The organism is Arthrobacter sp. NPDC058127 (genome assembly GCF_042884555.1).
Taxonomy (GTDB): domain Bacteria; phylum Actinomycetota; class Actinomycetes; order Actinomycetales; family Micrococcaceae; genus Arthrobacter.
In genome coordinates, this window is sequence record NZ_JBHVTT010000003.1 from 331,066 (window position 1) to 343,150 (window position 12,085).

General features: G+C 62.7%; 12 protein-coding genes. 6 read left to right on the forward strand and 6 right to left on the reverse strand.

Annotated elements, in window-relative coordinates; translation table 11 throughout:
• Positions 1–250: 250 nt before the first annotated feature.
• Positions 251–1,030, forward strand: a complete 780-nt coding sequence (locus tag ACFVTG_RS07665; RefSeq protein ID WP_390279308.1) for an ABC transporter ATP-binding protein — start codon at positions 251–253, stop codon at positions 1,028–1,030.
• Positions 987–3,470, forward strand: a complete 2,484-nt coding sequence (locus tag ACFVTG_RS07670; RefSeq protein ID WP_390279310.1) for an FtsX-like permease family protein — start codon at positions 987–989, stop codon at positions 3,468–3,470. Before ACFVTG_RS07665 ends, ACFVTG_RS07670 begins: the two co-directional genes overlap by 44 nt.
• A gap of 3 nt (positions 3,471–3,473) precedes the next feature.
• Here the strand turns inward: ACFVTG_RS07670 and ACFVTG_RS07675 are convergent, their stop codons facing one another.
• Entirely contained in the window at positions 3,474–4,295 is an 822-nt protein-coding gene (locus ACFVTG_RS07675; protein WP_284751612.1) for a general stress protein, read from the reverse strand.
• A 76-nt stretch (positions 4,296–4,371) separates the two neighbouring features.
• Between ACFVTG_RS07675 and ACFVTG_RS07680 the strand changes: the two genes are divergently transcribed.
• From ACFVTG_RS07680 to ACFVTG_RS07690, 3 genes are read left to right on the forward strand one after another with little or no spacing between them, the layout of a single operon-like run.
• Positions 4,372–5,655 (forward strand): magnesium transporter MgtE N-terminal domain-containing protein, encoded by a 1,284-nt coding sequence (locus tag ACFVTG_RS07680; RefSeq protein ID WP_236812034.1) that lies wholly within the window; start codon positions 4,372–4,374, stop codon positions 5,653–5,655.
• 49 nt (positions 5,656–5,704) lie between these two features.
• Complete coding sequence (locus ACFVTG_RS07685) at positions 5,705–6,349, forward strand: DUF1003 domain-containing protein (RefSeq protein ID WP_284751707.1); 645 nt, start codon at positions 5,705–5,707, stop codon at positions 6,347–6,349.
• 11 nt (positions 6,350–6,360) lie between these two features.
• Positions 6,361–7,488, forward strand: coding sequence for an Mrp/NBP35 family ATP-binding protein (locus tag ACFVTG_RS07690; protein WP_390279313.1), 1,128 nt, complete (start codon positions 6,361–6,363; stop codon positions 7,486–7,488).
• Between the two features lie 3 nt (positions 7,489–7,491).
• On the opposite strand, the gene ACFVTG_RS07695 is transcribed toward ACFVTG_RS07690, so the two are convergent.
• From ACFVTG_RS07695 to sigE, 3 genes are read right to left on the reverse strand one after another with little or no spacing between them, the layout of a single operon-like run.
• Positions 7,492–7,875: a twin-arginine translocase TatA/TatE family subunit gene (locus tag ACFVTG_RS07695; protein WP_284751614.1), complete on the reverse strand. Its 384-nt coding sequence runs from the start codon at positions 7,873–7,875 to the stop codon at positions 7,492–7,494.
• A gap of 31 nt (positions 7,876–7,906) precedes the next feature.
• On the reverse strand, positions 7,907–8,788 hold the full coding sequence (locus tag ACFVTG_RS07700) for a hypothetical protein (RefSeq protein ID WP_390279315.1): 882 nt from the start codon (positions 8,786–8,788) through the stop codon (positions 7,907–7,909).
• Positions 8,789–8,824: 36 nt separating this feature from the next.
• Complete coding sequence (sigE, locus tag ACFVTG_RS07705; protein ID WP_234748318.1) at positions 8,825–9,469, reverse strand: RNA polymerase sigma factor SigE; 645 nt, start codon at positions 9,467–9,469, stop codon at positions 8,825–8,827.
• 258 nt (positions 9,470–9,727) lie between these two features.
• Here sigE and ACFVTG_RS07710 point away from each other — a divergent pair, with 258 nt between their 5' ends.
• Positions 9,728–10,360 (forward strand): O-methyltransferase, encoded by a 633-nt coding sequence (locus tag ACFVTG_RS07710; RefSeq protein ID WP_028264931.1) that lies wholly within the window; start codon positions 9,728–9,730, stop codon positions 10,358–10,360.
• Between the two features lie 75 nt (positions 10,361–10,435).
• Here the strand turns inward: ACFVTG_RS07710 and ACFVTG_RS07715 are convergent, their stop codons facing one another.
• Both ACFVTG_RS07715 and ACFVTG_RS07720 read right to left on the reverse strand, forming a co-directional pair.
• Entirely contained in the window at positions 10,436–10,603 is a 168-nt protein-coding gene (locus tag ACFVTG_RS07715; protein WP_009357720.1) for a DUF3117 domain-containing protein, read from the reverse strand.
• A 230-nt stretch (positions 10,604–10,833) separates the two neighbouring features.
• Positions 10,834–12,078, reverse strand: a complete 1,245-nt coding sequence (locus ACFVTG_RS07720) for a hypothetical protein (protein ID WP_390279362.1) — start codon at positions 12,076–12,078, stop codon at positions 10,834–10,836.
• Positions 12,079–12,085 lie beyond the last annotated feature (7 nt).

Below are 12,085 nucleotides of genomic sequence, written 5' to 3' on the forward strand. Positions count from 1 at the left end.
ACTTGTACCCTCCTCCTAGGCGCAGCACCGATAGTCGATCCCCCGTTTGGTGCTGTTGCCATGCTTGGTTCGTTGGTGGCGAGGCTTGTGTATCGCCACCAACGAACCAAGTGAGATAGCAAGAACGTCGCCGCTCCCTGCTTGCCGTTTGGGAGGTCATCGAGTCGGAGCTTCTCGCCGGAGAAGTCGGAGAATGGGAAATGTGGTTCGAATTTGAGCGGATGCTCCCCCAGGTCTGGGCCATCGAGACATGACCGGCAACCTTCCCGCCATTTCCCTCAAAAGCGTTCGTCGCCACTATGACGACGGTGCCGGAAACGAGAAAGCCGCACTGGACATTGCTGAACTGGAGATCCAGCCGGGTGAACTTGTTGCCGTCATTGGCCCATCTGGATCCGGCAAGTCAACCCTGCTCCAATTGCTCGGTGGAATCGATTCGCCGACTGCAGGGAGTATAGACGTAGCAGGACTCCGGGTCTCCGAGATGGATGAAAAACAGAAGACAATCTTCCGCCGGGAGAATATTGGATTCATTTTCCAGGCATTTCATCTTGTTCCGAGCATGACGGTGGTGGAGAACGTCGGGTTGTCATCGATTGTTTCCGGTCAAAGAGGCTTTCGTTGGCGATCAGATGCTCTGGTGCTGCTCGATCAGCTGGGATTGCTTGAATATGCCGATAGGTTTCCCGATCAATTGTCAGGCGGGCAACGTCAGCGGGTCGCCGTCGCTCGAGCGCTATTCGGGGCTCCTGGCGTCGTCCTAGCCGATGAGCCGACAGGAAGCCTCGACTCCGGGAATAGGGATATTGTTCTCCGTCTGATTCGCGACGCGATCGGAGACGGTCGTCGCACGACCGGGCTGATGGTCACCCATGATCCATATGCTGCGAGTTACGCCGACCGGATCATCGCCCTGCGGGACGGGAAGATCGTTGATCAACTCGACCTGACCCTCAACGGACCACATCGGGAGGGAGATTCTCACCATGATGAGCGCGTTCGCTCGTGGTTTGCGGCAACTTCGCTTTGATTTTTCCCGATATGGAGTCGCAGCGGTTGCGCTGGTGTTCGGCGTTGCGCTCACTTTCGGCACCCTGCTTACATCGAAGAGCATCAACGACCAGCTGTCGCAAGGAGCCGGCTCGCTGTCGGGCATAGGCGACGTCGCGGTCGTGCCTGCTATTCCCGGGACCACGGTCCCGGAGAGCGCAGTGAAGGCCGTGGCGGATCTCCCTGGCGTTGCGACGCCGATCCCGACTCTGGCACGGAATTCGAGCGTCCGGCCTGCGGGAACCGTTGGAACAGGCCGCCCGCTGACGGTTACGGGTTACCCCACGACGTTCAACACTGAGCTTCAACTCATGAGGCTTGAGCTTCGGGGCGGGCTCCCTGCCGTAAGCAAGCCTGAGGCACTGGTTCCGTCTGACGTGGCTTCGCGCTTAGGCGTAGACGTTGGCGATTCGCTGGTGGTCGCGTCGAGCGACGCTACCACCCAACTGCGCATTGTGGGCGTGTTCAATGGCAAGGTTCTTGGTCCGTTGGCGTACGACAACATTTTTGTCGATTTGTCCTACGCCCAGATGATCTTCAAGCAACAAGGCCAAGTATCGAGGGTTGACATCCAGCTGGCGGCCGGGACCTCCGCTGAACGCTGGCAGAGCGAGTATTCGTCCAGCCTGCCTCCTCAGTTCAAAGTACAGGACACTTCTGCCTTCAATTCGACCCTCGGTCCCCTCATCGCGGTTGTTTCACTCATCTTGATGATCGCCTCCGGCACCGTACTAGGCATCTCGATCCTCTTATCAGCGATGGCCTTCCAGTCCGTAGTGAATGCCCGCCGGCTGACTTATGGTGTCATGCGCGCTGTCGGCGCCCGCGGTTCCTGGCTGGCGGGCGCCGTCTTGTGTGAGGCACTGATGCTCGCGTTCGCGTGCTCGATGGTCGGGCTGGGGCTTGGGTTTGGTGTCAGCTGGATCCTCAACCAAGGCCTATCGTCTGTTGGCAACATACCTCCAGCAACCGTGGCGGTCGAACTTTGGCAAGTTCTGCTTGGCATCCTGAGCGGGGTCGCCGCGGGCTGCGCCGGGGCGGCCCGGGCCATAGTGAAAGTGCTGCGCCAGGCCCCTCTTACGGCCATCTCGCCCGAAGACGCGGAGCGCAGGTCTTCAAAGAAATTCCGCGTCGCCCTCGGCATCATGCTCCTCATGTTCGGAGCGGGCAGCTACTTGTTCGACTCGCTCGTCGTCAAGCTCATTGGCTTCGTCATATCGCTGGCCGCCGCGGGCTTCCTTGCTCCGTCAATTCTCATCGCCTGCACCAGGCTACAGATCTTCAGAGGGTGGACGGGCAAGGCTGCGGCTCAGCGTCTACGCAACCGCACATCGCTCGACTCGACGACGGCCATCATGGGCGTTGTCGTCTGCCTGGCTGCGGCCCTTGTGATCGGGGTCGGCTCTGTACGGAGTGCCATGATGGAGCAGATTGGCCGTCAATTCGGGGCCGACATTCAAATATCGTCCACGACGCCCATCGCTGAAAAATTAGACGAACGCCTGGCGGCAATTCAGTTGATCAACAGGGTTTCGGGCACAGTTTGGGATCACGCAGCATTGCAGTTCCAAGGCGCCACGAGCCAGGTTGCAATCCTGGCTGTCGATCCAAATAGCTACTTCGCCACAGCTCAGCTTCCTTGGAGTCAGGGAAGTGACGGATCTGCACCCGCTGCCCTGAAAAAGGGAGGCGCGGTCATCATTCCTGAAGCGCTCGCCGCGAGCCGCGATATTTCCTTGGGCGACACCGTCCAATTAGATCGAGCAGGCAAGACCCTCTCGCTTCGCCTTGTCGGGACGTACGCGTCCTTGGCAACAGGAAACCAGGTGGTGATGAGTCGCAACGCGGCAGCCGAGCTCGGAATTACTGGATCCAACGGCTGGAATGTAGAAGCGAGGCCGGGTGCCGACGTCACAGCGCTCCGGGACACGATCGCTGATTCAGTTGCCGACATCCCTGGGGTCTCGGTGATCACTGCCGCCAAAATGAAGGAGCGCGCAGAATCAGAGCTCGGCTCCTACGCCGGAGCCGCCTTCGGCATCGTTGTGCTGGCGCTCAGTCTCGGCGCGCTCGGCGCGGCCGGCCTGTTCTCAGTCGGCGTCGCTCGTCGGGAGAAAGAGTTCGGGATGTTGCGCGCGATTGGTGCCACCCGGGGCGACATCACGAGGCTCGTTGCCGTTGACGCGATCTTGATCGGAATTGCGGCGCTGGCTGCGGGACTTCTCGTTGGTCAGTTGGCTGGGTGGGTACTAACCCAGCTTGTCGCCGGGGCACTCGGCGTGACGCTGAGCACGACTTTTTCCGTCCTGCCATTCAGTGGAATCGCAATTGTCACCTTGACTGCCTTATGCCTGGCGGCGATAGGACCGAGCCGCAGGGCGGCTCGAATAGAGCCTGTAGCGGCCCTGAGGGCCGAGTAATAACTACTGCTTCGCCTGATCCTCACCGTTTCCGGTCTGCTCGCCGTTTCCTGGTTCGTTCACCCGCACACCGTACTGCGGCCGGCCATCGGGAAGGTCCGGGTAGCGAACGCCGGTGGTTGGCCGCGCGGCCGCGACCGGGGCATCTGCGACAGGCTGGGCGGCCTCACCAGCCGTTCCCTGTGCTGCTTCGGGTCCACGCTGGCCGTAAGGGTCCTGCCAAGAAGCCGGGCGCTCCGGGGCCGGGCCCTGCGGTGCACTTGGATGGACCGGCGGATTCCGGTAGTCCTGCGGCGTGTATGCCTGCGGCGGCCGGCCGAAAGCCGCCTCGGCGGGATTCATCGGCAACTGGTGAAGTAGCCGGCGGGCTTCCTGTGACGCTTCCAGCGCGACAATCACGTCATAGTTCGTCGCCACCACCTGGCTGGTGGAGGTGAAGTCCCGCTTCCCGCGCTGCGCAGCGTAGGTGACGATCCCAAAGAGCATGAAGAATGCCGCACCCATGAGGACCGACGTCACGATCGAGAAGGGGCCTCCGGCCGGGGTGAAGAACGAAAGCATGACGCCCACGAACAGGCCGAACCACATACCGCTCAGGGCGCCGGACAAAGCGACCCGGGGGTAACTGAGCCGTCCCGTTACCCGCTCCACCATTTTGAGGTCGTTTCCGACAATGGAGACATGCTGGACGGGGAACTGCTGGTCGGCAAGGTAATCCACCGCCTTTTGGGCATCGAGATAGGAAGTGTAAGAGCCCACGGTGTCGCCTTTGGGGACGCTGCGGGATTCCTCCGTGGCCTTGGGGGCACCGAAAATGTTCGCCATACCCCCATTCTGTCCCATACACATGTGAACCGGCTGAAATTCAGCTAAAAGAGAGCAGACTCGGTAGCCTGTAAGGGTGAGCACAAATCCGTCACGCATCTTTGTTGCGCGCTTGCTCGGCCTCGACGTTTTCGACCCCCTGGGCGATCGCCTGGGCCGGCTGCGCGATGTCGTGGTGCTCTCGCGCGGCCTGCGCGGGGCCCCGCACGCAGTGGGTATCGTCGTCGAAGTTCCGGGCAAGAAGCGCGTCTTCGTTCCCATGACGAGGCTGACGTCCATGGACCAGAGCCAGATCATCTGCACCGGGCTGGTCAATCTGCGCCGCTTCCAGCAACGCGGCGCCGAGCAACTGGTGGTCGGCGAGCTCTTTGACCGCAAGGTGACCCTTAAAGACGGCAGCGGCGACGCCATCATCGAAGACATCGCCATGGACCAGCAGCGCAACGGTGACTGGCTGGTCTCCAAACTTTTCATTCGACGCGGCACGTCCACCTCCAGGCTCCGGGGGTTGCGCCGCGGTCATACCCTCCTTGTGGACTGGGCGGACACGCTGCAGGGCTCCGAGAACGATCCCCAGGGTGCAAGCCACTTCGTTGCTACTCACGAGGACCTCAAACCGGCCGACTTTGCCGATGCACTCCAGGAAATGTCGGACAAGCGACGGATCGAAGTGGCCAGCGAGCTGCAGGACGAACGCCTCGCCGATGTGCTCCAGGAATTGCCCGAAGAAGACCAAGTCACCCTGTTGTCCGCTTTGGACAACGAACGTGCAGCCGACGTGCTGGAAGAAATGGACCCGGACGACGCCGCCGACCTGTTGGCGGACCTGCCTTCCGCGAAGGCCGAGGAACTCCTGCTCCTGATGGAGCCCGACGAGGCCGACGACGTCCGCAGGCTCCTGCAGTACGACGAAGACACTGCCGGCGGCCTCATGACCCCGGTTCCCGTTATCCTGCCCCCGGAAGCCACGGTCGCTGAAGCGCTGGCCCATGTGCGCAGCGAAGAGCTTTCCCCCGCCCTGGCCTCGGCCATCTTTATCTGCCGCCCGCCGTTGGAGACCCCCACGGGGCGCTTCCTCGGCGTCGTGCATATCCAGCAATTGCTCCGCAGCGCCCCGCCCGAACAGCTCGGCAGCATCGTGGACAAGAACCTGGAGCCGGTTTCCGATCACGCCAGCGTCAGCGAGGTCAGCCACACCATGGCCTCCTACAACCTCAACTCCCTCCCGGTCGTGAATAGCGCCGGCCGTCTCGTAGGGGCGGTGACTGTTGATGACCTCTTAGACCATTTGCTCCCGGACGACTGGCGAACCCACGAAGACGGAGCCCCGATCAGGAAACTAGGAGGCCGAATTGGCTGAGAAGCCCACCAGCGGAGGACTGGACACGCCGCTCGAGCTGCGCTCCCGCATGCTGCCGAATTTCGGCAGCGATCCCGATGCCTTCGGCCGGTTTGCCGAGCGCTTCGCCCGCTACATGGGTACGGCGAATTTCCTGTTCTACATGACGATCTTCGTGGTCGTCTGGATCGCGTTCAACGTTATTGGCTTGTTCGGCTTCCAATGGGATCCCTACCCGTTCATCCTCCTCAATCTTTTCTTCTCCACGCAGGCCTCCTACGCTGCGCCCTTGATCCTGCTGGCCCAGAACCGCCAGGATGACAGGGACCGCGTGACAATCGAGCAGGACCGCGCCCGTGACGAGCGCAATCTGGCTGACACCGAATACCTGACCCGTGAGGTCGCGGCCCTCCGCATCGCCTTGCGCGAGGTCGCTACCAGGGATTACGTGCGTGCCGAACTCCGCTCGCTGCTGTCAGATCTGCTCGAAGCCCAGGAAGAGTTGGGTCCGAACAATTCCGGCGGCTCCAATAACGGCGAGAAAGCCAAGGACAAAATCAAGGACAAGCGCAACAAACAGCGCAATCCCCCCACCCAGCAGATCCCCAAGATCCATCCGGCGCATTCCAGCGCTGACCAATCCGAACCCGACCTCTCGGCCGTCGGCACGGCGCCGGCGCGGAACCCGGGTCCTCCCAACCAGCCCGAAAGCTGAACACCCACCCCATGAGCACTCCATCCGTCGAGGCCCTCAACGCTGCCTTGGCAACCGTCATCGATCCCGAACTCCGCCGTCCCATCACGGAATTGGGGATGCTGGATTCGGTCGAGGCCAGTCCGGACGGAACCGTCCGGGTTGCGGTGCTGCTGACCATCGCCGGCTGCCCCTTGCGGGAAACCATCACGACCGACGCCACTGCCGCCCTTACGCGGGTTCCGGGCGTGACCGGCGTCGAGGTTGAACTCAAGGTCATGACGCAAGCGCAACGCGATGCCCTCAAAGAACGTCTGCGAGGCGCAGGCGGGCAACGCGGAATCCCCTTCAACGAACCGGGCTCCCTGACGAAGGTCTTCGCCGTAGCCAGCGGCAAGGGCGGTGTAGGCAAGTCCTCGGTGACGGTCAACCTTGCGTGTGCCCTTGCGGCACAAGGGCTGCGCGTCGGAATCGTCGACGCCGATGTCCACGGTTTCTCCGTCCCGGCGCTCATGGGAATCACGCAGCAGCCCACACGGGTGGACGACATGATCCTCCCGCCCGTGGCCTTCGGCGTGAAGGTGATCTCCATTGGCATGTTCGTTTCCGGGAACAAGGCAGTGGCCTGGCGCGGGCCCATGCTGCACCGCGCCCTGGAACAATTCCTCACGGATGTCTATTTCGGCGATCTGGATGCCCTGTTCCTGGATCTTCCGCCCGGCACGGGCGACATCGCCATCTCGGTGGCGCAGTTGCTTCCCAACGCCGAAATCCTCGTGGTCACCACCCCGCAGGCCGCGGCAGCGGATGTTGCCGAGCGCGCCGGAACCATCGCTACTCAGACGGGCCAGAAGCTTGCCGGAGTCGTGGAGAACATGTCCTTCCTGGAACTGCCCGACGGCGGCAGGATGGAGTTGTTCGGAAGCGGCGGCGGGCAGGTGCTGGCTGAGCGGCTGAGCACCGCCGTCGGAACCGACGTTCCGCTGTTGGGACAAATCCCCTTGGACATCCGTCTGCGCGAAGGCGGAGACGCAGGCCTCCCCGTGGTGTTGACGGCTCCGGAGACGGCCGCCGCACAGGCACTTCAGGCCATCGCGGGCAAGCTCAACGCCAAGCCTCGCGGCCTGGCTGGTATGTCCCTAGGGATCCAGCCGAAATAGCTTCTAGGTGGCCTCAGCGTCGAAGGGCGCTTTCTCACCGACGGAAAGCCGTTCAACAACCCGCTCGGGAACTTTCGGCGCGGCGTCCACGGCTGCTACAGCGGCGGGCGCACCGTCGCTGACAGGCTTCGTGTCGTCGTCGAGCAGCGCTTCCTTGATGATGCGGCGCGGATCGTACTGGCGCGGGTCATACTTCTTCCAGTCGACTTCATCGATGTCGATGCCGACTTCTTCCTTGATCTGCTCACGGGCACCGGACGCCATGCGCCGCAGTTCCTTGACCAGATTCGTCAACTTCCGCGTGTATTCAGGCAAACGGCTGGGACCGATCACGATGACGCCGATGATCAGCAGGATGAGAAACTCCGAGCCATTGATTCCAAACACGTATCGAAGATTACCTTGTCTGTTGGTGCGCTCAGAAACCCGCGAGGCCGGCCAGGGCGTGGAGTCCCCGTTGCAAGCGTTCGTTCCAGGTCTCTGCACTGTTTTCGGCGGGCCGGGCAACCATCAGCGAGTCGCCGGCCTTCACGAGCTCCGGAACGGCTCCCGCAGCCTGGTTCGCAGGCATGTCGGAGGAATAACGCAGCACGGCCACGGGCGAGGAGTAGACGGCTTGCCACGGGGCCCCCTGGGTGATGGACAGCTGGGTTCCCGAAGTGCTGCTGCCCTCCAAGTGCTGCTCCACCATGGTGGCGTGGTGGTCACCGTCGCTGAGGTGCAGCTCAACGGCGGGGTGCCCGTCCTGCATCAAGGCCCGGGCGGAAACCACGTGGTATCCCATGCTTGCCATTTCGGGACATGCCCAGCCGTCTTTCCGCAGCTCGGACAACTGCTGCTCGCTCAGGCTCACCGTTCCGGCTACGCTGACCGGCAGGCTCAACTGCGACCCTGTCATGGGCAGCTGCTCGCCGGAGTTTCCGGGCACGGTTGAACTGACCAAGGTCCGGACTTCCTGCTCTCCCCGGTTAGACGCCTGTGGCGCAACTTCACCGCCGAGCGCGTAGGCTGCAACCGCGAGGATTCCGGCGCTGACGGCGAGTCCGCCGGCGGCGGCACTGGCAAGCCGGACACCGTGCCACACGCTTCGCTGAGGCGCAGGGCGCTCAGGAAAATCGGATTGCGCCAACCGCTGCGTGTGCTCAATCAGCCTGTTGGTGAAATCCTGGCTGGCCTCAGGGACGGCGGCGCGGCGAAGCCGTTCGAGGTACTGGCGTTCCCGCAGGACCGCGGCGTGGCATTCAGAGCACTTCTGCAGATGGCCGGGGGCGCGGCTGTGCCGGATAGTTCCCCGGGCCAAACCACCGCGTCGTCCTTTCAGCAGACCCATCGGCGACTAAAGGAGACCGGCGATGCGCGGCATCTTGAGCCGCGGTTTGCGGGCTTGGACCGGACGCGGATCCCGGTGGGCGAGCTTTTCGCGGAGCATTGTCCGTCCGCGGTGGATGCGGGACCTGACGGTCCCCAGTTTCACGTCGAGCGCTTCGGCAACTTCGTCATAGGAGAGGCCTTCAAGGTCGCAAAGCACGACGGCGGCGCGAAAGTCCGGGGGGAGTTCTTCCAGGGCGCGCTGGACGTCGAGATCGAGGTTGTTCAGCTCGAAGCTCTGCTCCGGACCGGGTTCATGCCCCGGCAGGCGGGATTCGGCGTCCTCGGCCAAGGCGTCGAAGCGTATACGGCTCTTCCGGCGCGCCTGGTCAAGGAAGAGGTTGGTGGTGATGCGGTGCAGCCAGCCGTCGAGTGTGCCTGGCTTGAAGTTTTCGAGCGAACGGAAGACCCTGACGAAGACTTCCTGGGTGAGGTCCTCGGCGTCGAACTTATTTCCAGTGAGCCGATAGGCAAGGCGGAAGACCTTGGCGGAGTGGTTCTCCACCACTTCCTCCCAGCTTGGCCTGACCCATTCTTCGGCCGGCGGGGCCGTGTCGGTGGAACCCAGGACTGCTGCCGTTGTCTGGACTGGCGCAGCACTTGATGCCCGCATCGTCCGCTCCCCTCAAACTGTTTGTCATCCTGCCGGTCACTCAGGAGTTCGTTGCCGGCCGTCACTTGGATGGCTGGATATACATCATCCCAGTGTTGCCTGAGATTTTGCTGATCGCAGTCACACTTTTCCCGCAGAGCGAACATCATGGGGAAGACACCTGGAAGACACAGAATTGCGCGCCACAGGCGTCCGGGCTGGGCGGCCCGTAGCCAGTAGTCTGTAAGCAATACCCCTCTGCCTGGAAAGCGAACCCCCATGAGTGCCGACAAGTCAACCAGCTGGTCCTATGCAGAAGATCTGCCTGCCGAGGACGACGTGTTGCTTCGCGCCCGTGAACGTTCCTTCGAGCTGGGCGTTACTCCCGTGAGCCCCGGCGTTGGCGCCGTCCTGACGGTGCTGGCCGCGGCGTCGAAGGCCCAGACGGTTGTAGAGGTCGGATCCGGGGCAGGTGTCTCCGGCGTCTGCCTGCTGCGGGGCCTCAGCCCGCAGGCTGTCCTGACCACTATCGACGTCGACGTCGAGCACCTCAAGGCCGCCCGCGAGGCCTTCCTGGAGTCCGGCAGTCCGGCGAACCGCACCCGGACCATCTCCGGCCGCGCGGCCGACGTCCTGCCGCGCCTCACCGACTCCGCGTACGACCTCGTGTTCATCGACGCCGACAAACCCAACTTTCCCGGCTACGTCGAGCAAGCCATCCGGTTGCTCAAGTCGGGCGGGACACTCGTCATCAATGACGCCCTGGACAAGGACAAAGTTTCCAATCCGGCTGCCAGGGACAGCACCACCGTCGTGTTGCGCCAGATCGGCAAGGCCATCCGCGACGACGAACGGCTCTCCTCTGCGATGCTTCCCACCGGCGACGGCTTGCTCGTAGCGGTCAAGAAGTAAGCGGCCACCATTCGCTTTCAGGCTTAAACATGAAAGCAGGGCGCCGGCTCTTCTGCCGGGCCCTGCCCAGTGAATCTATTCGGTAACGCCTACGAGGCATTCCTTGAGGTTCGCCGCCTCTGCTGCGTTGAGCTCGACCACCAGCCGTCCTCCGCCTTCGAGCGGCACACGCATGATCAGGCTGCGGCCCTCTTTGGTTACTTCCATAGGGCCGTCGCCAGTACGTGGTTTCATAGCCGCCATTAGGAAAATCCCCTCCAGTTGTCCCAAATCCCGCCAACCCGGCCGGGTTGGCTCCGCGTGGAATATACGGCGTCGACAGTCATGGCAGTTCAGTCGTCGTCGCCGGGCACCCGAGAGTGCCTTTGTCCTTGCTTGTGTCCATTATCTCGTAATTACCCGCCCGTAGCTAATTGATGGACTTTTCCCGGCGGGCCGTGATCGCGCTTGAACAGGCGAAACGACGCGGTGCCTCACGGAGGATAGTCGCCGCCGCCCGGCAACTGCGCCCACGCCCACAGCCAGACGATCCATACGATCTGGAGGAGGAAGAACATGACCACCACAGTGCCCCGGTAGGCCTTCGAACGGGACAACCAGGCCGTGCTGAGCGCCAAGGGGAACAATGGCAAGAGCATCCGGAATGTACTCGTCTGGGGGTGCAGGAAGACGAGAAGATACCCCATGTAGCACGTGCACCACAGTCTCAGTTCGGTGCCCAGGGCCCGGACAGGTTTGCTCAACATCAGCAGGGCAAAGAGGGCCACGAAGACGAACGGCGCAAGGATGCCGAGTACCGGTCCGAAGAGCATTTGACCAGTCTCGAACCACGGCTTGAACGGAACGAGGTCGTCCCCGCGCCAGACAGTTTCGGTCTTGGTGTAGGCGAGCGGATCCCCCGTGACTGCCCAGGCAATGGCCGGCCAAGCGAAAGCCCCAGCCACGCTGACCACTACGAGCGCGGCCAGCGATCCAAGTTCCCGGAGCGTCGGAATGGACCGGGCTGCGGGCACGCCGGCTGGCACGTCGCCTGGCACTGATGGGCGGCGCCCGAACCTCTTCCACAAGTGGTGGAGCAGGAGCAGCCCTGCCATGGCTGCGAAGGGCACGCCGGTGGGCCGCGACAGGCACATGAGCAAGACCACGGGTATCGCCCCGAGGTACTTGCGACGCACGATCAGCAGGAGGGAAGCCGCCAGGAGCAGGGTATTGAGGGATTCAGCGTAGGGGACCTGCAGGATGGCCGAGACGGGGAACATCGAGAAGAAGGTCAGTGCCCACAGTGCCGTGGTTCGCCCGGCGTATTCGCGGAACAGTTTGTAGACCACCAGGGCCGCTCCGAGCCCGGCCACCATGGCGACGACCGTCAGCGCGGGCAGCGTCGCCAGTCCGGCGAGGGCGCCGAGGGCCCTGGCAAGGTAGGGAAACAGCGGATAGAACGCCCAGGAATTTTCCGCGACGCCGCCGTTCGCATTGACCGGCAAAACAGACGGATAACCGTTGTTTGCGGCTTCGGCGTACCAGCGCCCATCCCAGATGGTGATGAAGTTCCAGTAGTCGGGTGCGGGCGGGAACCACGGATTGACGCCTTGCTGCAATGCTGCAGCCATGAAGATACAAGCGCTGACAAGTCTCGAGGCGATGTAGACGAGGGCCACTTGGAGCCACCACGGCCAGCTCGCGGCATGGGCCCCGAGGCGGCGCAGTCTTCGGGCCAGGTACCCC